The sequence below is a fragment of the Nonomuraea sp. NPDC050394 genome (assembly GCF_044459065.1).
Classification (GTDB): Bacteria; Actinomycetota; Actinomycetes; order Streptosporangiales; family Streptosporangiaceae; genus Nonomuraea.
The window spans coordinates 59,900-84,868 of the sequence record NZ_JBITIO010000027.1; the positions used below are offsets into that span (position 1 = coordinate 59,900).

21 protein-coding genes are annotated in these 24,969 nt (G+C 71.1%); 8 read left to right on the forward strand and 13 right to left on the reverse strand.

All coding sequences use genetic code 11. The features are described 5' to 3' along the window. Positions 1–32 precede the first annotated feature (32 nt). Positions 33–1,007, forward strand: a complete 975-nt coding sequence (locus ACIBKY_RS52460; protein WP_397109771.1) for a helix-turn-helix domain-containing protein — start codon at positions 33–35, stop codon at positions 1,005–1,007. Here ACIBKY_RS52460 and ACIBKY_RS52465 read toward each other — a convergent pair. Further along, a complete protein-coding gene (locus ACIBKY_RS52465; RefSeq protein ID WP_397109773.1) occupies positions 958–1,167 on the reverse strand; it encodes a hypothetical protein in 210 nt (69 codons plus the stop codon). The genes ACIBKY_RS52460 and ACIBKY_RS52465 overlap by 50 nt on opposite strands. Positions 1,168–1,241: 74 nt before the next feature. On the opposite strand from ACIBKY_RS52465, the gene ACIBKY_RS52470 reads away from it, so the two are divergent. Next, positions 1,242–2,627 carry a PLP-dependent aminotransferase family protein gene (locus ACIBKY_RS52470; protein WP_397109775.1) on the forward strand — a complete coding sequence of 462 codons (1,386 nt, stop codon included), beginning with the start codon at positions 1,242–1,244 and terminating at the stop codon, positions 2,625–2,627. Between the two features lie 67 nt (positions 2,628–2,694). On the opposite strand, the gene ACIBKY_RS52475 is transcribed toward ACIBKY_RS52470, so the two are convergent. From ACIBKY_RS52475 to ACIBKY_RS52510, 8 genes are all read right to left on the reverse strand, one after another. After that, the gene (locus ACIBKY_RS52475; RefSeq protein ID WP_397109777.1) at positions 2,695–2,997 is read right to left on the reverse strand and encodes a hypothetical protein; all 303 of its coding nucleotides are present in this window, start codon (positions 2,995–2,997) and stop codon (positions 2,695–2,697) included. A gap of 117 nt (positions 2,998–3,114) precedes the next feature. Next, positions 3,115–4,707, reverse strand: coding sequence for an AMP-binding protein (locus ACIBKY_RS52480; protein WP_397109779.1), 1,593 nt, complete (start codon positions 4,705–4,707; stop codon positions 3,115–3,117). A 1-nt stretch (position 4,708) separates the two neighbouring features. Beyond that, a complete protein-coding gene (locus ACIBKY_RS52485; RefSeq protein WP_397109781.1) occupies positions 4,709–6,037 on the reverse strand; it encodes a carboxylesterase/lipase family protein in 1,329 nt (442 codons plus the stop codon). Next, positions 6,034–7,323, reverse strand: a complete 1,290-nt coding sequence (locus tag ACIBKY_RS52490; RefSeq protein ID WP_397109783.1) for a M28 family metallopeptidase — start codon at positions 7,321–7,323, stop codon at positions 6,034–6,036. The genes ACIBKY_RS52485 and ACIBKY_RS52490 overlap by 4 nt, the downstream gene beginning before the upstream one ends. Continuing rightward, on the reverse strand, positions 7,320–8,120 hold the full coding sequence (locus ACIBKY_RS52495) for a carbohydrate ABC transporter permease (RefSeq protein WP_397109785.1): 801 nt from the start codon (positions 8,118–8,120) through the stop codon (positions 7,320–7,322). Before ACIBKY_RS52495 ends, ACIBKY_RS52490 begins: the two co-directional genes overlap by 4 nt. Then, positions 8,117–8,980, reverse strand: a complete 864-nt coding sequence (locus tag ACIBKY_RS52500) for a carbohydrate ABC transporter permease (RefSeq protein ID WP_397109787.1) — start codon at positions 8,978–8,980, stop codon at positions 8,117–8,119. Before ACIBKY_RS52500 ends, ACIBKY_RS52495 begins: the two co-directional genes overlap by 4 nt. After that, positions 8,977–10,209 carry an extracellular solute-binding protein gene (locus ACIBKY_RS52505; protein ID WP_397109789.1) on the reverse strand — a complete coding sequence of 411 codons (1,233 nt, stop codon included), beginning with the start codon at positions 10,207–10,209 and terminating at the stop codon, positions 8,977–8,979. The genes ACIBKY_RS52500 and ACIBKY_RS52505 overlap by 4 nt, the downstream gene beginning before the upstream one ends. A 10-nt stretch (positions 10,210–10,219) precedes the next feature. Further along, positions 10,220–11,077 carry an alpha/beta hydrolase gene (locus tag ACIBKY_RS52510; RefSeq protein WP_397109816.1) on the reverse strand — a complete coding sequence of 286 codons (858 nt, stop codon included), beginning with the start codon at positions 11,075–11,077 and terminating at the stop codon, positions 10,220–10,222. A gap of 66 nt (positions 11,078–11,143) precedes the next feature. Between ACIBKY_RS52510 and ACIBKY_RS52515 the strand changes: the two genes are divergently transcribed. Beyond that, positions 11,144–11,830: a TetR/AcrR family transcriptional regulator gene (locus tag ACIBKY_RS52515; RefSeq protein ID WP_397109791.1), complete on the forward strand. Its 687-nt coding sequence runs from the start codon at positions 11,144–11,146 to the stop codon at positions 11,828–11,830. On the opposite strand, the gene ACIBKY_RS52520 is transcribed toward ACIBKY_RS52515, so the two are convergent. The 3 genes from ACIBKY_RS52520 to ACIBKY_RS52530 form a co-directional block, all read right to left on the reverse strand. Then, positions 11,800–13,668, reverse strand: coding sequence for a hypothetical protein (locus tag ACIBKY_RS52520; protein WP_397109793.1), 1,869 nt, complete (start codon positions 13,666–13,668; stop codon positions 11,800–11,802). The two genes, ACIBKY_RS52515 and ACIBKY_RS52520, sit on opposite strands and share 31 nt — an antisense overlap. Positions 13,669–13,688: 20 nt before the next feature. Then, positions 13,689–15,284 carry a hypothetical protein gene (locus tag ACIBKY_RS52525; RefSeq protein WP_397109795.1) on the reverse strand — a complete coding sequence of 532 codons (1,596 nt, stop codon included), beginning with the start codon at positions 15,282–15,284 and terminating at the stop codon, positions 13,689–13,691. A gap of 101 nt (positions 15,285–15,385) precedes the next feature. Next, positions 15,386–16,396, reverse strand: coding sequence for a LacI family DNA-binding transcriptional regulator (locus ACIBKY_RS52530; protein WP_397109797.1), 1,011 nt, complete (start codon positions 16,394–16,396; stop codon positions 15,386–15,388). Positions 16,397–16,554: 158 nt separating this feature from the next. Between ACIBKY_RS52530 and ACIBKY_RS52535 the strand changes: the two genes are divergently transcribed. The 5 genes from ACIBKY_RS52535 to ACIBKY_RS52555 are packed head-to-tail and all read left to right on the forward strand — an operon-like array spanning position 16,555 to position 23,084. After that, complete coding sequence (locus tag ACIBKY_RS52535) at positions 16,555–17,844, forward strand: ABC transporter substrate-binding protein (RefSeq protein WP_397109799.1); 1,290 nt, start codon at positions 16,555–16,557, stop codon at positions 17,842–17,844. Continuing rightward, positions 17,838–18,692, forward strand: a complete 855-nt coding sequence (locus ACIBKY_RS52540) for a carbohydrate ABC transporter permease (RefSeq protein WP_397109800.1) — start codon at positions 17,838–17,840, stop codon at positions 18,690–18,692. Before ACIBKY_RS52535 ends, ACIBKY_RS52540 begins: the two co-directional genes overlap by 7 nt. Beyond that, a complete protein-coding gene (locus ACIBKY_RS52545; protein ID WP_397109802.1) occupies positions 18,689–19,507 on the forward strand; it encodes a carbohydrate ABC transporter permease in 819 nt (272 codons plus the stop codon). Before ACIBKY_RS52540 ends, ACIBKY_RS52545 begins: the two co-directional genes overlap by 4 nt. Continuing rightward, positions 19,504–20,493: a serine hydrolase domain-containing protein gene (locus ACIBKY_RS52550; RefSeq protein ID WP_397109804.1), complete on the forward strand. Its 990-nt coding sequence runs from the start codon at positions 19,504–19,506 to the stop codon at positions 20,491–20,493. The genes ACIBKY_RS52545 and ACIBKY_RS52550 overlap by 4 nt, the downstream gene beginning before the upstream one ends. Beyond that, a complete protein-coding gene (locus ACIBKY_RS52555; RefSeq protein WP_397109806.1) occupies positions 20,490–23,084 on the forward strand; it encodes a family 78 glycoside hydrolase catalytic domain in 2,595 nt (864 codons plus the stop codon). The genes ACIBKY_RS52550 and ACIBKY_RS52555 overlap by 4 nt, the downstream gene beginning before the upstream one ends. A 170-nt stretch (positions 23,085–23,254) precedes the next feature. Here ACIBKY_RS52555 and ACIBKY_RS52560 read toward each other — a convergent pair whose 3' ends face one another. Then, positions 23,255–24,571: a hypothetical protein gene (locus ACIBKY_RS52560; RefSeq protein WP_397109808.1), complete on the reverse strand. Its 1,317-nt coding sequence runs from the start codon at positions 24,569–24,571 to the stop codon at positions 23,255–23,257. Positions 24,572–24,969 lie beyond the last annotated feature (398 nt).

The window sequence follows — 24,969 nt, forward strand, 5'->3', positions numbered from 1 at the left end:
GTAGGATACTAATTAAAGGAAGGGAGGCGGCTGTGTGGGTACGGGTGGCCACGGACGACGTTCCCGCGCGCGAGAGGACGGACTGGTATCAGGACGTGGTGGCACAGACCATCGCGCCCCACCGGCTGCGGATCACCGACCCCGCGGGCTTCCAGGCATCGGCACGCGTGCTGCGCCTGGGCCGGATCGAACTGTCTCAGCACGTGCAGTCCGACCATCTCGCCTGGCGTACGCCACACCTGATCCGGCGCAGCGATCCGGAAGACTACCTGCTCGGGCTGATCACCCACGGGCGGAAGGCGATCTCCCAGCGGCGAACCGTCAGCGTCATGGACCCCGGGGACGTGGTCCTGTTCGACACCTCACACCCCTACTCGGCCGGATCGCCCGGCCCCCGCGACACAGCGGTCACCCTCCTCCGCCTCCCCCGTGGCACGATCCCCCTCCCCCAGCAGCAGCTCGACGCGGCCCTCGGCCACCGGTTCGGCACCCGCCAAGGGCTGGGCGCCATCCTTCGCCGGTTCCTGACCTCCATCGACGATCACGCCGCCGAATGCACGCCCTTGGGCCTACGCGTCCTGGAACGCACCGCGCTCGACCTCGCCTCCGGCCTGCTCGCCCAGCAACTCGCCAGATGGCGGCACCTTCCGGCGGAAACCCGCCGGCAGGTACTGCTGCACCGCATCGACGCCTTCATCGACCACCACCTGGCCGACTCCCGGCTCACCCCTCAGGCCGTCGCCGCCCGCCACAACATCTCGCTCCGCACCCTCTACTCCCTCTTCGAAGGCCGCGGCGACACGGTGTCCGCGCTGATACGGCGACGCCGCCTCGAACGATGCCGCGAAGAACTGGCCGACCCGGCCGGACACCGGCATCCCATCCAGGTGATCGGCGCCCAGTGGGGCTTCCCGAACACCTCCTCCTTCTCCCGCGCCTTCCGCCGGGCCTACGGCATCACCCCGAGCGCCTACCGCCGGTCCCGCCTGACACCACCCGGTACTTGACGGCGCGGCCGGGACGGGCCACGCGTCCGGCCCATCGGGCGATGCCCCACAATCGGTCGCCGTCCGATCGATCCGCCTCCGCCGCCGCCTCCGTCACCGCGGGGGCGGCCTGGCCGAGGAAGTACTCCGTGAGCCCGATGGCCATGGCAAGGTGCCTCATGCCCTTCAACGTAGGTGGCATCTGGCCCAGGGATATAGTCCAGATTTATGCGGGATCAATGGTCCAGATCGGGTTTGGATCTTCATCTTCAGCCAGGCATCGGTGAGGGGCTGAGAGCCGGGCTCGAGCTCGCTCTGCGTGAGGCCATACGCAGCGGGCGGCTGGCGCCGGGAACGCGGCTGCCTTCGTCGCGGGCGCTCGCGAGCGACCTCGGGGTCTCCCGCGGCACCGTCACCCAGGCCCTGGACCAGTTGGTCGCCGAGGGGTACCTGGAGTCGAAGCCGCGCTCGGGCCTGCGCGTGGCGCCGCAGCCCGCCCCGCCCGCCGAGCCCCCACGCCCGTCGCACGCGACGCTGCCGGCCGTACCGGGAATCGATCTTCGATCGGGTTTTCCCGACCTGGCCGCGTTCCCGCGACGCCAGTGGCTCGCCGCCACGCGGCACGTCCTGCGGACCGCGCCCAACACCGCGTTCGGCTACCGGGATCGGACCGGCGCCGTCGAACTGCGGCAGGCGCTGGCCGAATACCTCGGCCGCGCTCGCGGAGTCGCCACCTCTCCGGCCCACATCGTGGTGTGCGCCGGATACGCCCAGGCGCTCCGGCTGGTGTGCCGGGTCCTGAGCCACCACGCCCGCGCCGGGAGCGCGATCGCCTTCGAAGATCCCACCGAGCCCGACTACCCCGCCCTCATCGAGCAGCTGGGACACCGCGCGCGCCACCTCCCCGTCGACGAGGACGGGCTGATCGTCGACAGGCTCACCGACGAATCGGCCGCCGTCGTCACCCCCGCCCACCAGTACCCGCTGGGGGTCACGCTGAGCCCGGCCCGGCGGGTCGAGCTCGTCTCCTGGGCCAGGCGGTCCGGCGGGTTCATCGTGGAGGACGACTACGACGGCGAGTTCCGCTACGACCGCCGCCCGGTCGGCGCGCTCCAGGGAATGGCCCCCGACCGGGTCATCTACGTGGGAACCACCAGCAAGACCATCGCCCCCGGCCTGCGCCTCGCCTGGCTCGTCCTGCCCGGCGGCCTTGTCGACCCGCTACAGGAGGCGACCCGCCGGGACGAGTCGTACGTCAACGTGATCGACCAGCTCGTCCTCACCCGGCTCATCCAGACCGGCGAACTCGACCGGCACATCCGCCACTGCCGGACGCGCTACCGCCGCCGCCGCGACCTCCTCGGCCAGGCGGTCACCGAGCACCTGCCGCACGCACGGCTGTCGGGCATCGCCGCCGGTCTGCACGCCGTGCTCCAGTTCCCCGCGCACACCGGCTCCGAGGCTTCCCTGCTCGGCCATCTCGAACGACGCGGCGTCCACGTCGAGGGCCTGTCGCCCTTCTACCACCAGCGGCGGAACGCGCCACCCGCCATCGTCATCGGCTACGCCACCCCGGCCGAACACACCTACCGCCACGCCCTCGGCACCCTTGTCGACGCGCTCCGCGCCGCCCACTCATGAGCGGCGGGGCTTCCTTCAGGAGGTCCTCACCCATGTCGCGCCTCGGCACCGCCGCCCCGGCAACCCTTCATCGGCCGGTACGGCTCCCGCCGTCCGTGGCGGAAGCCGTACCGGATGGCGGGTCAGGACGGGGACGGGAGGGTCGCCATGGTGAGCGTCCACAGCGCCCGGTCGTCGTAGTGGGCGGATGCCCGCGCGAACAGGCGATCTGCGCGGCACGCAGCGTCACCAGGCCGATGACGGCCTTCGGGACCGGACCGTCCCAGATGGCCTTGCGCAGGGCTCCGGACAGTGCCGCCAGTCCGGGGAAGGCCTGGGTGAGGTCGGGCAGCCGCGACCGGAAGCCGTTCTGCTCGGTCGTCGTGGACATGGCGGGGTTCCCTTCTGCGGATCAACGACCCGCCCAGGTGCCGGGCGGCGTCTCACCGGTCCGACACCGCACCGCCGCGGAATGTGAGGTGGCGCGGCCTGAGACCACGCCCGAGGCTCACGGGCCGAGCCCGAGCAGGCGCGTGCCCTCCTCGCGCATCTCGACCTTGCGGATCTTGCCGGTGACCGTCATCGGGAACCCGCCGACGACGTGGACGTAGCGCGGGATCTTGTAGTGGGCGAGCCTGCCCGCGCAGAACTCCCTGACCGCCTCGGCGGTCAGCGGTGTGCCGCCCTGGCGGATGACGATCCAGGCCATGAGCTCCTCACCGTACTTCTCGTCGGGCACCCCGACCACCTGCACGTCGGCGACGTCGGGGTGGCGGTGGAGGAACTCCTCGACCTCGCGCGGGTAGACGTTCTCGCCGCCCCTGATGACCATGTCCTTGATCCGGCCGACCACGTTGACGTAGCCGTCGGCGTCCATGGTGGCCAGGTCGCCGGTGCGCATCCAGCGGGCGGCGTCGATGGCCTCGGCCGTCTTCGAGGGCTCGTCCCAGTAGCCGAGCATCACCGAGTAGCCGCGGGTGCACAGCTCGCCGGGTTCGCCGCGCGGCACGGTCAGCCCGGTCTCCGGGTCCGTGATCTTGACTTCGACGTGCGGCATCACCCGGCCGACGGTCTCGGTGCGGCGCTCCAGGCTGTCGTCCGGCCTGGTCATGGTGGAGACGGGCGAGGTCTCGGTCATGCCGTAGCAGATGGCGACCTCGGCCATGTTCATCTCGGTGACGACGCGTTTCATCACCTCGACGGGGCAGGGCGAGCCCGCCATGATGCCGGTGCGCAGGCTGGACAGGTCAAAGCGGGCGGCCAGCTCCAGCTCGGCGATGAACATGGTCGGCACGCCGTACAGGGAAGTGCATCTTTCTTCCTGTACGGCCCGCAGCGTCGCATCGGGGTCGAAGCCGGGCGCGGGGATGACCACGCACGCGCCGTGGGAGGTGGCGCCGAGGTTGCCCATCACCATGCCGAAGCAGTGGTAGAAGGGCACGGGCAGGCAGATCCGGTCATCCGGGGTGTAGCCGAGCATCTCGCCGACGAAGAAGCCGTTGTTGAGGATGTTGTGGTGCGAGAGCGTCGCGCCCTTGGGGAAGCCGGTCGTGCCGGAGGTGTACTGGATGTTGATCGCGTCGTCGGCGCTCAGCGACGCCATGCGCTCGCGCAGCCGCTCCTCGGGGGCGGTCAGCGCCAGCAGTCGCTCCCAGCCGGGCTCGCCGAGGTAGACGACGTCGGCGAACCCGATCTCCTCGACCATCGCGCGGTAGTCGCTGCCCTTGTGCGTGAGCGCGCTGATGAGCAGGCGCAGGCCCGACTGCCTGACGACGTGGTCGAGCTCGTGGGCGCGGTAGGCGGGGTTGACGTTGACCAGGATCGCGCCGATCTTGGCCGTGGCGTACTGGACGAGCACCCATTCGGCGCGGTTGGGCGACCAGATGCCGACGCGGTCGCCCTTGGCGATGCCGGAGGCCAGGAGCGCGAGTGCCAGCCGGTTCACGTCGGCGTCGAGCTCGGCGTAGGTCCAGCGGCGGCCGGAGGGCACGTCCACCAGGGCCTCACGGTGACCGAAGCGGGCCACCGTACGCTCGAAATTGTCGCCGATGGTCTCGCCAAGCAGCGGGGCCGGCGCGACCGCGCTCGAGTAGGACGGCATGTCAGAACCTCCGTAGAAGATCAAGTGGCCAGCCCGGATCGCCGGTGCGGGCGAAGCGGACCCACGCGGCGTGCATCGCGTCGGCCAGCTCCTGCGGCGCGTCCGGCCCTGCGGTGCGTTCGACGCCGGGCGCGTCGAGCACGTCGAAGACGAAGGGCAGGTCGAGGTTGTGGACCGCGCCCACGCGTCCGCCGCCCACCGGGCTCTCGACGGGCGACTCCCACCGGAACTCGTAGGCGTAGGCGGGCCTGGCCTCGCGGATCCAGCGTGTCTCGCGGGTGAACAGGTGCTGGGTGAAGGCGCGTCCGACCCGCTCGGCGGGTGTGAGACCGGCTTCGTCGATCTGGACGCCGAGGTGGTCGAGCAGAGCCCGCGCTGAGGCCTCGTCGACGTCGGCGGCCATGCGGCGGACGAACACGTCGGCCTCCTGAGAGGTACAGCCGACCAGCAGCGGAAGGTGGGCGCTCGCGGGCAGGGCGGCGAGCGGGACGGCGGGGATCAGCTCGCCGTCGACGACCGGCTTGATCGGCACCGACTCGCTGAGCCCGCCGGAACCGCCCGCCAGCGGCGGTGGCTGCTCGGCGACGAGCTCCGAAGGGGACAGCCGGGCGAAGGCGGACCTCGTCGGGGGGATCCCCAGCCGGGTGGCGAGCGTCTTGGCGTAGTCGCGCGCCTCCTGCTCGGTGGCGACCAGGCCGGCCGAGCCGCTCATCACGATCGCGCGCCGGAACAGCCCTTGAGCGCGGGGCATCGTCAGCAGGGTCGCGACGGCGGCGGCGCCCGCCGACTGACCGGCGATCGTCACGTTGCCGGGGTCGCCGCCGAAGGCCGCGATGTTGCCGCGTACCCATTCCAGCGCGGCCAGCCAGTCGAGCACACCCCGGTTGAGCGGGGCGTCCTCCAGGGCCAGGAAGCCCTCGAAGCCGAGCCGGTAGTTGATGGCCACGCAGACCACGCCGTCGCGGGCGAAGCGGTGGCCCTGGTGCCAGGCGGCACCGTTGCCGCCGATGGAGAACGCGCCGCCGTGGATCCAGACCAGGACCGGCAGCCCCGTCCCACCGGGCGCGGGGGTGCGGATGTCGAGGTTGAGACAGTCCTCGCCGGCCTCGAAGACGTCGGGCGCGTACAGGCCGATGTCCTCCCCCGCCGCCTGCGGGGCGGCCGGGCCGTGGGTGACGGCGGGCCGTACGCCCTGCCAGGCAGGCGCGGGCGCGGGCGCGCCGAAGCGGCGCCCGCCGAAGGGCGGGGCGGCGTACGGCACGCCGAGGAAGGCGAGCACGCCCTCCTCGGTCTTGCCCTCGACCAGCCCGGCGGTGGTTCGCACGATCATGCCCGGCGCCATCCGGCCGTCCCTTCGACGATTCTGATCGCCGCCCGGGTGAGCGGCTCAAGGCTGGGCTCGTGCACCTTGTCGAGGGTGTCGGCCGAGTCGAACAGGTACATGGGAGCCGACAGGAAGTGCACGAGCGGCACCCCTTCCGGGTGGAAGAACGCCCCGTCGGTGGGCGGCATCGGGGAGAACACATCCGGCGGCAGCACGAACGAACGTTTCAAGTCCTCCGCGACGAGGGCGCTCGCCACCAGGCTCTCCAGCTCCGGCTTCCTGGTGGTGAACCACCAGCCGGGTTCGGGATCGCCGGTGGGCACCAGCTCGCCGTCCACGGCCACGCACCGCCGGGCGGCGTGCTCCAGGTGGAGCTGGAGGACGACGTCGCCCAGCAGGTCGCGGTGGGTCTCGATGAAGGCCCGGGTGCCCGCGGCGTGCGCCATGTGGCCCGCGGTGAGCAGGAAGATCAGGTTGTGCGGCCGGTCCCGCTCGGGCACGCCCGCCCAGTACCGGGCGGCGGCCAGCACCAGCGCGATCCCCGTGGCGTCCTCGACGGCGGAGGCCCAGGGCGCGTCGTGGTGCGAGCCGATGATCACCCACTGGTCGGAGCGGCCGGGGAGCGTGCCGATCACGTTGTGCGAGAGGGCCGGGCCCGTCTCCGACTCGACGGTGAGCGTGCCGGTGCAGGGACCGTCGTCGACCAGTTCGAGCACCCGCCGCGCGTCGCCGCCCGACAGCCAGACGGCCGGGAGGTCGCGGTGCACGGCGTCGTAGGGGACGTAGTAGTCGCGCGTCTCCCACGGCACGCCGGTCAGCGCCCCCGCGAAGGCGGCGGCGCCGCCGTCCATGACGCCCTGGATGACGTCGAGGTAGTCGAGCTGGAACGGCAGCGTCTGGACCAGCTCGTCGAAGACGCCCTCGGGGTCGTGCACGGCCGTCGCCAGATCCCTGACGAAGGACTGCGGCAGCTCGGTGAAGGTGTATTCGGGCACGACGATCGCGCCGGGCACGACCTCGCGGCTGACCGGCGCGCGCACGATCGCCTTCGGTGTGGTGTACGGCAGGGCCGACGCCGCCACCCGCACGACCCGGGACGGATCGGCGTCGCGGCGCACCTCCAAGGAGGCGAGGACCGGCCGCCAGACGGGCAGTTCGACCGGCTCCAGCCGTACGTCGTGGAGCCCGAACTCCGTGAAGCGCTCGGCGGCCCACGCGGCGGTCCAGTCGTCGGCGGGGTAGCCGGGACGCCTGATGCCCTGCGAAACGATCGTTTCAATCCAGTCCATCATCGTTTCAGCCCTCCGAAGGTGAGCCCCGCCACGTAGTAGCGCTGCAGCGCCACCATCAGGATGAACGGTGGCACGGCGGTGACCAGTGCCGCGGTGGTGGTCAGGTGGTAGGTGATGCCGACCTCGCTCTGGAAGTTGGCCAGCCCCACCGGCAACGGCCACAGCTCCTGCTCGTTGGCCACGATCAGGGGCCACAGCAGGTTGTCCCACTGCGCCAGGAAGTGCACGAGGAACAGGGTGACGAGCGCGGGCTTGAGCAGCGGTACGGCGATGCGCGCGAAGATGCGGAACTCCCCCGCGCCGTCGACCCGCGCGGCCAGCAGCAGTTCCTTCGGGATGCCGAGGGCGAACTGCCGCACCAGGAAGACGCCGAACGCGCTGATCATGCCGGGCACCATCATGCCCTGGAAGGTGTTGACCCAGCCGAGCTCCTTCACGATGAGGAAGACGGGGATGACCAGGACCATCGGGGTGAGCGCGAGCGTGCCGACCACCAGCGCGAACAGGACCCGGCGGCCGGGGAAGGACAACTGGGCCATCGCGTATCCGGCGGCGGCCGAGAAGATCACGTCCAGGAGGCCGGTGCCGACGCACAGGATGAGGCTGTTGCGCAGGTAGGTGGGCAGGTTGCCGGCGCCGAACAGCACCTTGATGTTCTCGGGCAGGTGGAAGCCGTTGAAGACCAGCCCGCGCAGGTCGGTGTCGTCGGGCGCCGAGGCGACGACGAGCATGACGTAGACCGGCAGCAGCATCGCCCCGACCGCGGCGATCAGCCAGGTGGCGCGCAGGATCCTCATTCGTCGCCGCCCTTCAGGAACCCGAACTGCAGCGCCGAGACGATCACCATGGCGACGAGCAGGACCATGCCCATCGCGGCGGCGTAGCCCATGTGCTCGTAGGGGAAGGCGTTGGCCCAGATGTAGTACGGCAGGACCTGGGTGGCGTCGGCGGGCCCGCCGCCGGTGAGCAGGAAGGCGGGCACGAACGCCTGCATCGATCCGGCCACCGAGATGACCAGGACGAACAGCAGGGTCCTGCGCAGCAGGGGGATCGTGATCCGGGTGAACGTGGTCACCGCTCCCGAGCCGTCGATGGCGGCGGCCTCGTACACCTCGCCGGGCAGCGCCTGCAGGCCCGCGGTCAGGATGATCACGAACAGCCCCATGCTCTTCCAGACGACCATCACGACCAGGGCCCAGATGGCCAGGTCGGAGCTGGTCAGCCAGGACTGCGGCTCGATCCCGACCAGGCCGATGAGGGTGTTGGCCAGGCCGCGGTCGGAGTAGATGATCACCCAGACCATGGACGTGGCGGCCAGCGGCATCACGGCCGGGATCATGACGAGCGCCCTGAGCCGGCGGTTGAGCCGTCCCGGCTTGCTCAGCGGCACGGCCACCAGCAGGGCCAGCACGATCGTCGGGACGACCGTGCAGACCGTGTAGACGACGGTGATCCACGCCGAGTTGAGGAAGCCGGGGTCGGCGAACATGCGCTCGTAGTTGGCGAGGCCGATCCAGTTGGGCGTCCCCGCCATCTCGTAGTCGGTGAAGCTGAGATAGATGGCGGCCAGGAACGGGACGAGCCAGAACACGACGAAGAACACGGCCACCGGGAGGGTCAGCGCCACACCCGCCGTGGCCTGGGGCCGGGTTCTCATTGGATCAGTCGCACGGCGGAGTCGAAGGTCGCCGCGGCCTGGGCGGGGTTCGACTTGCCGTGGGCGACGGAGTCGATGGCGCTCGCCGCGGCCTTCGCCAGTTCGAGGGTGCCGGGGATGATCGGTCCGAAGTCGACGTGCGGGAGGCTGTCGGCGACGATCTTCATGATCTCGGACTTGCCGCGCGGTCCGGCCTCACGCCAGCCCTTGGCCGGGATGATGATGCCGTTGTCGAGGTTGGCGGTCACCGACGGGGCGCCCTGCAGGTAGTTGACGAGGTGCCAGGCGGTGAACTGGTTGGGCGAGTCCTTGGCCACGCCCCAGCCCCAGGTGTAGGCGGGAACGACGGACCGGCCGCCGGCCCAGGTGGGGATGGGCGCGACGCCGTACTGCTTGCCGAAGGTGAGTTTGTCCTTGCCCAGCTTCTCCAGCGCGGGACCGAGGAAGGCTCCGCTGACGACCATGGCGGCCTCGCCGGAGTAGAACAGGCCGAGCGCGCCCAGGGGGTTGGAGAGCTTGGGGTTGCCGATCCCCGACATGTACGTCAGGGCGTTGATGCCGTGTTCGGTGGCGAGCGACGGGAAGGTGCCGCCCTTGCCCTGGATGAGGGCGGTGAGCATCATGAGGGCCCACTGAGGGTCGCCGTAGAGCCACTGCAGGCCGACCCGCCTGCGGTCCCCCGAGGTCAGCCTGGCGCTGTACTCGGCGACCTCCTCCCAGGTCGCCGGGGGTTCGTCGGGGTCGAGTCCGGCCTCCTTGAACCGGTCCTTGCGGTAGTAGAGCATGCAGGGGTTGAAGTCGATGGGCACGCCGTAGGGCACGTTCTGGTAGCTGAGCGGGGTGGTCGTGCCCGGCTCGTAGTTCTGCAGCGAGAGCGCCTTGGTGTCGACGGGCGCGAGCCGCTTCTTCTTGGCGTGCGCGGGGAAGCTCCAGTGGCCGATCTTGAAGACGTCGGGCGGGGCGCCGCCGCTGAAGGCGGTCAGCAGTTTGGCGTCGAGCTGGCCCACGGGCAGGTAGAGCAGCCTCACGTCGATCTGGAAGTCGGCCATGTAGCGGTGCACGAGCTCCTGGAACTGCCGGCCGGTGTCCTGCGAGCCGTGCAGCCAGACGTTGACCGTGCCCTGCGGCCTGCCGTCCGCGGCCTGCTGCCGAGGCTGGTCGTCGCCGCATCCGGCGAGCAGGGTGAGCGCGCCGGCGGCGAGTAGCCCACGCCGCGTCAGATCCGCCATGGTGGTTCTCCTAGGTGAGGTTCTTGAGGGCCTGGTTCTGCCAGGCGGTGTTGGTGGGGAGCTCGGGGGTGGCGTCGGCGAACGCCCCGCGGGCCTGGGCATCGGCTTGGAGGCGGTATCTCAGCCAGGCGGTCACGTAGCCGAGGAAGGCCCCGCCGGTGTTCTGGATGTCGTTGTGTCCCGCGCCCTTGAGCAGCGCCTTGCCCGCTCCGGCGCCTGCCTGGTCGTAGTAACCCTGCACGGTCGCGGCCGAGGAGATCAGCCAGTCGTTCGCGCCGCTGAGGAAGAGCACGGGGCAGGTCAGGTCGGCGACCGAGAACTCGTCTCCCGGACTGGCCATCCACTGCGCGGGCACGGCGATCGGCACGACGGTCTTGATCAGCCCGGCGGAGTCGTTGGCCGCGTTGATGGATCCGCCCGCGCCCTGGGAGTGGCCGACGGCGGCCACCTGGGCGGTGTTCAGCTTGCCGTGGAAGACGCTGGCCGGGTCGGTGTTGAGGCCGATGAGGTGCTGGGCGGCGGCGAGGATCTCGGCGCCGGTTCCCGTGGTCGTGTCGGTGGAGGCGACCACCGCGAAGCCCCACGAGGCGAGGTGGTTGAGCAGCCCCGGATAGTTGTCGGGGGTGGCCCACGAGCCGTTGCCCCAGGTGACGATCGGGTGGGTGGCGCCACCCGAGCCCAGGGCCGACGGGTAGTAGAGCCGGTGCCCGCCCGAGGTGCCGGTGGCGACCGGCCACGGACCCGCTGCCTTGTAAATCGTTTCGATGGCGGAGGCGGCATTGGCCTCGGTGGTCCACGACAGGAATCCGGCCGACATGAGGCCGAGCGCCCCTGTCCGTAACGCCTGCCGGCGGGTGAAGTTCTCCATGGTCACCTCGTAGATTATTTGGAGACGTGAACGTCTCCCAACAGAGGGAAGTACGATCGGTGAGCGATGTCAAGACATGAACAGAAGGAAGTTCCGGCGGCCCGGCCACTCCCCCGAGGGCGGCACGGGCTCTCCCCCGACACGGTGCGCAACTCCCAGCGGGAACGCCTCGTGGAGGCCATGCTGAAGCTCGTCGCGAGGCGTGGATACGCCGCGACGAGCGTGCCGGACGTGATCGCCGCCGCGCGGGTCTCGCGCAACGCCTTCTACGCCCAGTTCTCTGACAAGGAGGCGTGCTTCCTCGCCGGATGCGAACGCGACCTGCCCGAGATGATCGACTCGATCTACACGGCCGCGTCGGGGGCGGGCGAGCGCTGGAGCGAGGCGCTCCGGCTCGGAATGAACGCCTACCTGCGGTGGTGGCAGGAGCGCCCGGAGTACGCGCAGGCGTACTTCGTGGAGTTGCCGAGGGCGGGTGAGCGGGCCGTCGAGCAGCGTGAGGCCGCCTACCGGCCCTTCCTCGACATGTTCGGGGCGCTGGCCGCGCGGGCCAGGCTGGAGGATCCCTCGCTGCCGCCGCTGCGTGCCGCGGTGCCCCGCCTGATCGTCTACGGGACCACCGAGTTCATCGCCGCGGAGGTGCGCGCGGGCCGCGTCACCACCCTGACGTCGTCGGCCGGCGACCTCTACCACTACACGGTCGCCCTGCTCGCGGGTCCCGATCACGGCATCGCGACCACCCCTTCCGCCTGAACCCGCCAGCCGTCCGGGAAGCACCCGGAAGCCGCCATGTGGGCGACGGCGGCCAGCAGGCCGCCGTTGCCCGGCAGGTAGAGGGGCAGCAGATCGGGCCACTGGTAGTTGTGGCCGCTGGCCAGGTAGGTGTTCTTCGGGGCGTCCATCAGCAGCGCGTCCACGGCGGTGCCGGGCTCGCCGAGCCTGGCCGCGCACAGGGCGAGCATCGGATAGTCCCAGCCCCAGGTGCTCTCCAGGTCCCAGTCGGCGAGCACGTCGTGCAGGGTGGCCCGCATGGTCTCGGGGTCGATCAGGGGGGTGGGCGGCACGAACCCGAGCGCGCCGGTCATCGACGGGTGATCGGTCCTGATCGTGTACGGCTCCACGCCGACGGCCGCGTAGACGCCGTCGCGCACCAGCGGCCGGGCCAGGCCGCGCAGGACCCGCGCCCACTCCGGGTCGGGATCGAGGCCGAGCAGGCCCCGCCACCGCTGGGCCGTCTCCAGCCCCCACCACCAATAGGCCAGCTCGAACGTGGGATCGCGCACCATCCGCCTCGACTCGTGGTAGGACTCCTGCGCCGGGACGAGCGGCGGCCCCAGATGCCCGCCGCCCGCGAAGGAGGCCATGAACGCGGCCGTCTCGAACACCAGGTCCCGGTAGTCCTCCAGCGCCCCCGGGCGGACCCGGCGGAGCAGCTCGGCGAAGTAGATCAGGTGCGGCTGCTGCCAGACGATGAAGGCGCCGATCTCACTCGGGCTCTCCCTGCCCTCCGGCCCCACCTGCTTGGGCCAGCGGGCGCCGCGGTAACCCTGCCGCGCGGCCGTGGCCCTGGCCATCGGCAGGATCTCGCGGTACCAGGGCAGACTGCGCTCCAGCAGCTCCGGCCTGCCCCACAGGGCGAAGTGGGCGGCGTGCCACCAGTGCATCTCCAGGTGGAACTTGCCGCTCCAGGAGTTGACCGCCAGCCCGGTTTCCTGCGGCGGGGTGGAGCCGGCGCAGTTGACCGCGGTGAGGTACTGCGAGAGCACGACCCGGCGTTCGAGCTCGGGCGCCCGCGGGTCGGTGCTGCCCTCGAAGCTCACCGCTCCCCCGCTGGTCCAGAACCTCTCCCAGTGTTCGGCGGCGGCCGTACGGACCTGGGAGAAGGTGGGGAGAGGGACTCCGACGGGACGCGGGGAGAACTCGACGACGAGCTCCTCGCTCTGGATCAGGTACACGTGCGGTCCCGGCGAGGTGAGCCTCGCCGGGACCGCCCACTCGGCGGCCACGTGGTAGCGGTCCTCGTCCAGGACCCTGACGAAGTCGCAGCGCGAGCCGTCCTGCTCGTGCGTGGTGGTGTGCCTGCCGGGCCGGTCCCAGTCGGCGGTGGTGTGCCAGCCGTCGCTGGCGTAGGGGAAGGTGATCCTGATCCCCGCGCCGCCGGCGACGCGGATGGCCAGCAGGTCCCGCTCGGGGTGACAGACCGTCTCCACCTCGTACGGCACGCCGCCCAGCTCGAAGGAGCTGGACAGCAGGCCGGTCCACAGGTCGAGGGTCTGCGTGGACTTGCCGGGCGGAGCGGCCCCGTCGACGTCCAGGCCGATCCGGCCCAGATGCAGGCGGTGCGGATTCACGTGCAGCCAGCCGCCCGCCTCGGTGGCCGGATACAGGTCCGGATAGCCGACGCCGTCGTAGTCGGTGAGCGCGTCCTCCAGCACGTGGCCCTTGAGGTTGGGCATCGTGTGCCAGCCCCACTGCGCCTGCGTGCCCAGCGGCTCGAAGGTCTGCAACCCGGTGGCGTCGGCGGTGAAGGCGAACTCCCCGTTTCCCACGGTGAGCGGACACCCGGCGTCGGCGATGGTGTGCCGACGCACGAGCGTCCTTCTGTCTATGCTCACGCACACCCCGGCGTACCCGAGGCGCGCTGCTGGCGCATGGCGGTCACGTCGCCCGCGACGGCCGACTGGGCCATCGGGCCGAGGTCGAGCACCACGTCGGTGAAGGCGAGCGACGCCTTGCGCATCGCCGGCACGTCGATCGCCTCGGCCCCGAACCGCGGCGAGAACAGCGTCTTGGGCGCGGCGATGGGCGAGATGACCGGCAGCAGGTGCTGGTTGTACGGCGTGCCCTCGCCGCCGAAGCCGCAGTGGTGCGGCACGGTGGCGAGGTCGGCCGCCGACAGGCCCTTGAGTACCGCGGTGCGCTTCACGTCCCAGTACTGGATGTGGCCCTTGACCAGTTCGCGCAGCGGCGTGCTCTCGCTGACCGGGACCATCAGCAGTTCGGTGAGGGTGGGGCTGGCGACGAGCTGCTTGCCCGGCAGGCCGTTCGGCCTGGCGACCGCGTCATAGCGCTTGGCGCCGAGGTGTTCGAGCACGACGACGGAGGAGACCCCGCCCTGGTCGTACTCGGCGTCGAGCTGGGCGGCGAGCTGACCAGCGCCGCCCTCGCGGACGTTGGGGCCGGTCAGGTGCTGGTAGAGGTGGCCGGTCACGAACGCGAACTGCACGGTGCGCGGACGGCACTCCACCGGGAGCGACGACAGGTAGCGGGCCATCTCGATCATGGTGAGCGGGCCGTTGTCCCACACCGGGCTCATGCCGTCGGTGTGGCTCTCCACGACGATCTTCTGGGCGCTGCCGCCGGGCAGCGTCGCGAGCAGGGTGCGGGTCGTCGTCGGCGTCCACGCGGCGTTCACGGTCAGCTTGGCCTGGACGGGCTGCCCGGCGGCCAGCGCGTCCTTGATCTGCTTGCCCTGGTCGGCGCCGACGTACGCGCCCGGCACCCCGTACGGCAGGCCCTCGTAGGGCGCGTACATGCCCTCGATCTGGGCATGCGGGAGCTGGCTGACCTCGATCACGCCCACCGCGCCCGCGGCGGCGGCGGCCTTGAGGTCGGCGTCGGCCGCGGCGGGGGCCTCCATCGACTCCGAGCCGAGCAGGTTGATCGTCATGCCCGGGTCGTACATGGAGTAGCCGAGACCGAGCGGGTAGAAGAGCAGGTTGGGCACGTTGGTCCAGGGCAGGTCCCTGACGACGATCTTCCCCGCGGCGTTGGCGGCGGTGATGTTGGTGCCCGCGGCCAGGTGGACGAGCGGCGCCGAGACGCCGCCCGCGCCGGTGGAGGAGGAGAACGGCACGGGGGCCGCGACCTGCACGGCCGTACCGCCGACGGTCAGGCCGGTGCCGAGGTTGTCCCAGCGGTCGATGGCGTAGGGCAGGGAGGAGAACTGGAGGCCGGGGATGGCCGCCATCTCGTCCTCCAGCCAGTCGACGTAGCCGGCGTGCGCGGTGGAGCCGGTCGGCCTGGGGCCGAACGCCTCCTGCTGCTCGGCGAGGGTGTTCAGGCGGGCTTCGGAGGCGAACGCGGCGGGGTCGACCCTGACCGGGCAGGCCAGGGCCGCCGCCTGTGCGGAGGCCGCCTGTGCGGAGGCCGGTTGCGCGGGCGCGACCAGCGGGAGGAGAAGGGCGAGGAGAGCGAGTCGTCTCACGTGGGGGGTCCTTCCATTGAATCGTTTTAACGCACGGCAGGTGACTGCCGGAACGTTTTTATGCGTGGCCCGCGATAGTCCCCCGACCCGCGGCCCGGTCATCAGGGGCGCGGCGGTCCCGTGGTTCCTCGGACGATCAGCGTGGGCGACACCGACGAGGTCACCGAACGCGTGCGCCCGTCGATGCGTTCGACGAGCAGGCGCGCGGCGGTCGCCCCGATCACGTGCCCGTCCTGGTCGACGCTGGTGAGCGAGATGCGCTTGAGCGAGGCGATGCCGATGTTGTCGTATCCGGCGACGGAGAGGTCCTCCGGCACCGACAGGCCCGCCTCGTCGGCGGCGCGCAGCACGCCGAGCGCCGCGATGTCGGCCCCGGCGAAGATCGCCGTGGGCCGGTCGTCGCGGGCGAGCAGTTCCCGCGCGCCCTCGAAGCCGCCCACCTCGGTGAAGGAGGTGGCCAGCACGTCGCCGGCGAGTCCGTGGGCGCGCATCGCCTGGCGGTAGCCTTCGGCGCGCACCGTGTGCGGCAACCCCTGGGCTCGGGCCCGCTCCAGGTGGGTGATGTGCGCGATCCGGGTGTGCCCGAGCCCGACCAGGTGGTCCACCACGAGCCTGGCCCCCATAACGTCGTCGTCGACGACCGCGTCGTAGGCCGCGGCGCCGCCGTGCCTGCCCACCACGACGACCGGGGTGGCCGTCGCGATGGCGGCGAGTTCGGCGTCCGTCATGACCGGCGAGATCAGGATGAGCCCGTCCATGCTCCGGTCGATCATGGCGTCGGTCATTCTGGCCTGTGTCTTGGGCTCGATCCCGCCGGGTCCGAGCAGCACCTGGTACTCGGTGTCGCCGAGCCGGCCGGTGACGCCCTCGATGATGTCGGGGAAGAACGGGTTGCGGGTGTCGGAGAGCATGACGCCGAGGGTGTAGGTGCGGCCGCGCAGGGCGCGGGCCGCGGCGTGCGGACGGTAGCCGAGCTCCTCGATGGCCTGCGTTACCTTGGTCTGCATCTCCGCGCTCACGCCGTAGGCCCCGCGCACCACCTTGGACACGGCGGCCGTGGAAACCCCGGCCCGCCTGGCCACATCGGCGATCGTCACCCGTCCGCTCGTCACACGCCGTCCTTCGTCGAGTCTTCGTAGAACGATTTCTAAAAATGGAGGCTAGCTCTCCATCGCTACTCAGGTCTACCTCTTGACGGGCGATTCTCTCATGCCCTACCAATGGAGAACGTTCTACACGAAGGCTACCCAACATGAACAGGAGGGCGGGCGTGAGAGCACCATCCCGTCTGCTCGGCGCGGCACTCGGCGCCGTCCTCGCCCTATCCCTCTCCGGCTGCGGATCGTCCGCCCCGGAGGGGAGCGGTCAGGTGAAGCTGACCCTCTGGCACAACAGCGCGGACCCGGCGCCGCTGCTGGAGATGTACAAGAAGTTCGAGAAGCAGTCCGGCCACAAGATCGAGCTCGTGTCGATCCCGTCCGACGGCTTCGAGGACACCACCCAGACCAAGTGGGCCACCGGCGAGCGCCCGGACATCCTGGAGTACCACGCCACCGTGAGCGGCCTGCTCGCACTCAACCCGGCCCAGAACCTGCGCGAGCTGACCGGCGAGGCGTACATCGCCAGGTCCGGCGACCTCTACCAGGCCGCCGGATCCGTCGACGGCAAGGTCTACGCCGCCATCACCGGCTTCCCCCAGGTCTTCGGCCTCTACTACAACAAGAAGGTCTTCACCGCGGCCGGGCTGACCCCGCCCACGAACTTCGCCGAGCTCGCCGCCGCCTGCCCCAAGCTCAAGGCCGCCGGGGTCACACCGGTCTTCGAGTCGGGCGGGTCGATCTGGCCGGTGCAGATCCTGCCCATCCTCTACCTGGCGGGCGCCAACCAGTCCAACGCGTACGGCAAGGCCATCGCCGGCCACAGCAGCACGCTGGCCGACGCGGGCTCGCCCTTCGTCTCCGGCCTGACCGCCTACGCCAAGCTGAAGAGCGACGGCTGCTTCAACAAGGACATCGTCACCGCCAAGTTCGAGGACTCCATGAAGGCCCTCGTGACCGGCAAGGCCGCCATGGTCGCCCAGCACTCCGACATGCTCCCGGCCCTCCTCGCGGCGGCGGGCGGCGACCAGAAGACCGTCGACGAGTCCGTCGGCTTCGCCGGCCTGTCGAGCGACAAGCCGCTCGTCACCTACGCGCCCGGCCCGATCGGAACGTTCTACCTGCCCAAGACCGGTGACGCGGCACGGGAGAAGGCCTCGCTCGACTTCGTGCGCTTCATGACCGGCCCGGCCTATGCCGAGTACATCGCCGCGTCCAAGACCTTCCCCGTGTTCAAGGACGTGCCCGACCCGCAGGGCGTCTCGTCGGTGTTGCGGGACGTCAAGAAGGCGTACGACACCGGCGCGGTCATCGCCTTCAACTCCGACATCCCCGGCATGGGCGGGCTGGCCCAGCTCATGTCCGAGCTGATCGCCGGGCAGAAGGATCCGCAGAAGGCGGCCGACCAGCTCCAGGGCCAGGTCGAGCAGGCGGCCAAGGCGGCAGGGCTGCCCGGATGGTGATGCGGAACCGGGCGGCCTGGCTGCCGTGGGCACTGCCGGCGATCGTGCTGGTCACGGTCTTCTTCGTCGCCCCGTTCCTGCTCAACGTCCGGTTCGCGTTCTCCTCCTGGACGAGCTTCCGCGCCGAGATCACCTGGAACGGGCTGGACAACGTCCGCACGCTGATCGACCAGGACCTGCTGGCCAACGCGGTCACCGTGACCGTGCTGTACGCGATCCTGTGCATGGCGATCCAGAACACGGTCAGCCTCTCGCTGGCCCTGGCCCTGCAGCGGACCAGCCGGATCAACACCGTCTTCCGCTCGGCGTTCTTCCTGCCGACGCTCATCTCGCCGCTGGCCGCCGGATACATCTGGCGCGGGCTGCTCGCCCCCGACGGGGCGGTCAACTCCTTTCTCGGCCTGGAGTGGGCGTGGCTGGGCGAACCGGCCACCGCGCTGGTGGTGGTCGCGTTCGTCGACGCGTGGAAGTGGAGCGGGCTGATCACCCTCGTCTACATCGCGGGACTCAACTCCATCCCGAAGTCGCTGCTGGAATCGGCGACCGTCGACGGGGCCGGGCCGTGGACCCGGTTCCGCCGGGTGGTGTTCCCGATGCTCGCCCCGGCGCTGACCTTCAACGTCGCGGTCACGCTGGTGGGCGCGCTCAGCGCGTACGACGTGATCGCCGCCACCACCGGCGGCGGGCCGGGCGACCACACGCGGGCGCTGAACGTGGTGATGCGCCAGCAGTGGGGACAGGGCTTCTTCGGCTCCGCCAGCGCGCTGGGGTTCACGGTGACGCTGCTGGTGATCGCCACCGCCGTACCCCTGGTGTGGTGGCTGCGGCGCAGGGAGGTGACGGGATGAAGGCCTTGGTGAAGTACGCGGCGCTGACGCTCTTCGCGATCCCGTGGGTGCTCGTGCCCATCTGGCTCGTGGTCGTCAACTCGTTCAAACCCGCGGGCGAGGCCGCCGAACTGGGCCTCGGCCTGCCCAGGACGTGGGCGATCGCCGAGAACTACGGCATCGTGCTCGACCGGGGCGGCTACCTGATGGGGCTGGTCAACAGCCTCAAGGTGACCGTGCCGATCGTGGTGGCCGTGGTGCTCCTCGGCGCGGCGGCGGCGTGGGCGTTCGGGCGCAGCCGGTCGCGGTGGCTGCAGGCGGCGTACTTCGTGATGGGGTTGTCGATCCTGCTGCCGCCGTCGATCATCCCGACCGTCTACCTGTTGCGCGCCCTGTCGCTGGACGGCGGATCGCTCGGCTACGTGCTGACGATGACCGGCTGCCGCCTGGGCATCGTGATCTTCCTGGCGACCGGGTTCGTGCGGGCGTTCCCCCGCGACCTGGAGGACGCCGCCGCCATCGACGGCGCCTCCCGCCCGCAGGTCTTCGTCCGCGTCCTGCTGCCGTTGCTGCGGCCCGTCCTGTTCGTTGGCGGCGTGATCCTGATCATCAACGTCTGGAACGACTTTTTCTTCGCCCTCTTCCTGCTCCAGGGCAGCGCGAACGCCACGCTGCCGCTGAGCCTGTTCCAGTTCGCCTCCGGCACCCTGCAGAGCCTGAACTGGAACCTCGTCTTCGCCCACGTCCTGCTCACCACGCTGCCCCTCGTGGCGGTGTACGTCGTCGCGCAGAAGCGCGTCCTGGCCGGTCTTACGGAAGGTGCACTCAAGGGATGACCACTCACGACTTCGCGCTCGACTGGGTCAGGCGCGAGATCAAGGCGGGGCGCCTGCCGTGCGCGGTGTTCGGCGCCGCCACCTCCGGCGGGATCCAGGTGCTGGAGGCGTTCGGCGAGCACGACGGCCGCCCGACCAGGACCGATGACCATTTCGCGCTGTTCTCGGTGACCAAGCCGCTGATGGGGCTGGTCGCCCTGCGCCAGGTCGAGCGCGGGCTGCTGTCGCTGCGCCGCCCGCTGCGCGACGTGCTGCCGAACTTCGCGCGGCCCGACGTGACGCTCTGGCACCTGCTCACCCACACCAGCGGCATCGCCGAGCAGACGCTCACGCCCGACAGCCTGCTGGAGCACCTCGTCACCGCGCCGTCGATGTTCGAGGCGGGCACGCTCAGCCAGTACTCCAACCTGGCCTTCGCCGGGATCGCGGAGATGGTCCGCGACGTCACGGGCCGCGACGTGGCCGACGTGATCGACTCCGACCTGAACACGCTGGTTCCGGGCGGCGGGCGGATCACGTTCGACCCGGCGTGCGAGGCGGCCGAGGTCCACGGCATCGAACTGCTCGGGCCCGGCTTCGACTTCGACACCTTCGTACGGCTCCGCCACCCCGCGGGAGCGCTGTTCTCCCGCGCCGAGGACCTCCTGGCGCTGGGCGGGGCGCTGCTGCGCGGCGACCGCGAGCTGATCCACCCGACCACCCTGGCCGCCATGACCACCCCGCAGACGACGGGCCTGGTCAAGCTGCAACCAGACCCGGTCAACGCCGGCCAGGACTGGGGCCTCACCTGGAACCTGCGCAACTCGGCTCCCGGCCTGCTGGAGCGGCGCCTGTACGGGCACGGCGGCGCCTCGGGCTGCCAGTGGTGGATGTACCCGGAGCAGGACGCCTGCTTCGTGCTGCTGATCAACGTGATGGCGCCGAGCCTGTCCGGCGTCGACGTCGACGGCCTGCACAACGCCTTCACCACCGGGCTCGATGCGTGAACCGCGATTCGGGGGTCCAGGTCTCGGGCGCGCAGACGCCCTACATCCGTCCGGCTCCGTCCGGAGCGAGGGCGGGCCTGACGTGTGGTCTGGCGGATCCGGTGGGCGTGGACGAGCCCAGGCTGTCATGGGATGCCCGGCTGCCCGCGGCGGCCGCCGTCACCGTGTCCGCGGACGGGCGGGAGGTGTGGCGGTCGTCCGTGCCCGCCGGGTCGAACGTCGTGGACGTGCCGGGTGATCGGCTGGCGCCGCTGACGCCGTACACGTGGAGTGTGGAAGGACACGCGACCGGAACGTTCACCACGGGCCTGCGGGGAGAGTGGACCGCTCCGTGGCTGGCGGGAGACCCGCGGGCGGCGGTGAGCCTGCGCGGATCCCTCACCGGGCGGCCCGGCCGCGCGTGGCTGGCCGTCACCGCGCTGGGCCTCTATCGGGCGCTGCTCAACGGGGTACGGCTCGGCGAGGAGGAACTGGCCCCCGGCTGGACCGACTACGGCCACCGGACGCGCTACCGGCTGCTGGAGCTGACGGAACTGCTCGTACCCGGCGAGAACGAGCTGGAGCTGTGGCTCGCTCCCGGCTGGTACGCGGGCCACGTCGCCGGCGGCGGCCCGCGCCGCTACGGCGACCGGCCCGCCGCCAGCGCCCAGGTGCTCGTGCGGGACTCCGGCGGGGTTCGCCGCGTGGCCGCCACGGACACCACCTGGACCGTGCGTGATCTCGGTCGTCCACGGGCCGACCTGGTGATGGGCGAGACCGTCCAGGCTCCTTCGCCGCAGGTCACCGCCGCCCGGGAGATCCCGGCTCCGGAGATCGTGGTGGAGGCCGACCCCGCTCCCCCCGTGCGGGTGATCGGCACGGTGCCCGCCGTGTCCGTGACCGAGCCCGTGCCGGGCGTCCAGGTGGCCGACTTCGGGCGCAACGTCGTCGGGCGCGTACGGCTGCGCGTCGACGCGCCCGGCCCGGTACGGATCGTGGTGCGGCACGGGGAGGAGCTGACCGCGACCGGGCGGCTCTACACCGACAACCTGCGCACGGCGGACCAGCGTGACGAATTCGTCCTCGGCCCCGGCCCGCACGTCGCGGAGCCCGCGTTCACCCTGCACGGGTTCCGCTACGCGGAGGTCACCGGCTGGCCGGGCACGATGACGCCGGACGACCTGGAGGCGGTGCTGCTGTCCTCGGCGCTGGCCGTCACCGGCTCGCTGACCGTGAGCGACCCCGCCGTACGGCAACTGGTGGCCAACATCGGCGCGTCGGCGGACGGCAACCTGGTGAGCGTGCCGACCGACTGCCCGCAGCGCGACGAGCGGGCCGGCTGGACGGCCGACATCTCGGTGTTCGGCTCGACGCTCAGCTTCCTGCGGCACACGCAGGCGTTCCTGTCCGGCTGGGTGACGACGCTGATCGACGGGCAGCGGGCGGACGGCGCCGTCCCGCATGTCGCGCCGGTCCTGCCCGAGTACGGATACGACTCCCCCGTCTGGTCCGACGCGCTGGTCGAGGTGCCGTGGCTGCTGTGGCGGCGTTACGGCGACGACCGTACGCTGCGCCGCGCGTACGACCCGATGCGGCGCTGGGTCGACTACTGCCTGGCCCAGGCCGAAGGGGGCATCAGGCCGGGCAGGGCCCTGGGCGACTGGCTGGCCCCCGGCACGGTCGAGACGCCCAAGAGCCTCATCGCCACCGCCGCCCTCGCCCGCAGCCTCCGCCTGGTCGCGCACGTGGCCGACGTGCTCGGCGAGCCGCACGCTCCGGAGTACGGCGAGGCGTTCACCCGCGTGTCGGGCGCCTTCCAGCAGGCCTTCCTCAACGGGCCGAGGCTGCACACCGAGACGCAGACCGGCTACGCCGTCGCCCTCGCCTGGGACCTGGTCCCGCCGGAGGACCGGGCCGCGTCGGCGCAGGCGCTGGCCGAGCAGGTCCGCGCCGACGGGCACCGGCTCATGACGGGCTTCGTCGGCACTCCCCTGCTGCTGCCCGTACTGTCGGAGACCGGCCACCACGACCTGGCCTGCCGGATCTTCAACCAGGAGGGCTATCCGTCCTGGCGCTACCAGCTCCGCGCCGGGGCGACGTCCATGTGGGAGCGCTGGGACGCCTGGCACCACCGGCACGGCCTGCAGACACCGGCCATGAACTCCTTCAACCACTACGCCTACGGCTGCGTGGGCGACTGGCTGTTCCGGCACGTGGCGGGGCTGGGCGACGACCCGCGCGGGACGGGGGGCGGCTTCGGCGAACTGCTGCTGCGTCCCGGCCCCGTCCCGCTGCTGCGCCAGGCGCACGCCCGCTACGCGAGCGCGTCGGGGACCGTCGAGTCGGGCTGGCGGGACGGGCCGGACGGCGTCCAGTTCACCTTCGCCGTGCCGGAGGGCGTGAGCGCCCGCGCGGTGCTGCCCGTGCGGGGCGCCTGGGACGGGATGACCGTCAACGGCACCTTCCTCATGGGCCTCGGCGAGCAGTTGCCGACCACCAGGCTGGCCGACGGGGGCTGCGCCCTGAACCTGCCACCGGGCCGCTGGTCGTTCACGGCCCCCGCGGCGGCCACGGCTCACCTGCTCCAGGAATGGGACGACCTGGGCCGGTGACCTGCCGCGCACCCGACACCACGTCGACCGGTCCGCTCCCCGCCCACGCCTGAAGGAGGTGAACAACATGGCCCAGGTCCTCGAACCGCGGACCCTGACGACGGAAGCCACCTCGGCCGAGGTGGGGTTCAGTTCGCTGGGCATCCTCGCGCACTGCCACGGGCACCCGCTCACGGGCGGGCGACGTCCCGGGGTTGTCCGCCCCCCAGCGCCGCGAGCCCGGCCGCCACGCAGACCAGCGGGATGGCCGGGACGACGTAACGCACGTCGAAGCCGGCGGTGAAGAGCGGGGCCAGAATCAGCGCGGTGGCCGCGAGGGCGGGAAGCAGGGCGTCGTGGCGGCGCCGTATCAGCGCCGTGGCCAGGGCGCCGGCGAGCAGCACGAGCAGCAGCGGGATCGGCAGGTAGCCGAACCGCTGGTAGACGCGGAGCAGACCGGCGTACGGCTCGGCGACGCGCGGCTGGACCGCTTCGCCCTCGTAGGCGGCGGCGGCGCTGTCCTTGAGCGGCCGTGGCTCGAAGGGGAACCAGTACGGGTTGGTCTTCCTGACGGCGACGCTTCTGTCGGTGGTGCGTTCCCAGCGCAGCAGCCAGCGCATGTCCCTGCCGACCGCGGCGAGGTAGTCGCCGGGCTGCGCGGCGACGGCCGTGCGGGCGAACTGCCCGGCCAGGGCGTTCCTGTCCTCGCCCGGCACCTTGTACAGCGGAGACGCCGGCTGCCACAGCCAGAACGGCGCCGCCGGTCGCTCGCCGACGGGCTGATCGGGGCACAGGACCGCCAGCCGGGGCTCGGGCTTGATCACCGAGCAGTCGGCGAAGCTCATCGTGCGCGACCACAGGAAGATGCCCTCGGACTTGGTGAGCCCGAAGGTGCCGCTCGTGGCCGCCATCCAGCAGGCGTAGGCGACGAGCGGCGCGGCGGCCGCGAGCACGTGGGGGATGAGGGCGTGCCGGCCGCGCCACAGCAGGTAGGCGGCGGTGAGCAGCAGGACGACCGCGCCGATCGTCCTGGTGAGCGTGGCCAGCGCGAGCAGCAGCCCGGCGCAGGCCCCCGACACGGGCGTGATCCGGCGCAGCAGGATCACGATCCCGCCCGTGGCCAGCACGGTGAACAGGGCGTCCGCCATGATCATGTGCTCCAGCAGGATCAGGAACTCGTCGTACAGCACGGGCGTGACCGCGAGCGTCGCGCCCCAGCCGGGCAGGCCGTGCCGGCGCAGCAGCGCGTACGCCGCCACCGCCAGGCCCAGGCCGAGCAGGTGCTGGACGGTGGTCACCAGCGCCAGGCTCTGCCCCGGGCCGAGCACGGCCAGGAATAAGGAGTACCCGAGTGGCCGGAACGTTCCAGGGACGGGTTCGGCCGCGGACCTGAGGTAGGTGAAGGAGTCGGCCCAGAAGAACAGGGCGGGCGGGTAGCCGTGGATCGCCAGACCCCGTAAGGCGATGGCGGGCACCAGCACCGCCAGAAACGGGATATGTCTGGACATGGGCAGCAGCAAGCTCGGCACGAGGCTCCTCGGGGGTGCCGGAGTAGGCCTTCCGGCAGACTCCGGGGCGGCATGGCGGCTGCCGACGGGGCGAGCGTTCACGGGCGGCCGCGATCGGCCCTTCTCCGGTACGGCCCGCCCACGTCTACAGCCGGGTGCGACTTGCGTAACTCCAGGTCAGTTCTACCTCAAGCGAACCTGGAGTCACAACCCTCAAGGGAACACAGTTTCGAAAAGGCTGCCTAATATCGTCCTTAAGGCCGATACAGAATTACCGGCCGCCGCCGGACCGTCGACTCAGGACCAGCTGGGTGCGAGGAAGATCAGCCAGGTGAGCAGGGGCGCGATGACGATCATGCTGAATCCCCAGCGCATGAGTCCGCGGAAGACGTAGTCGC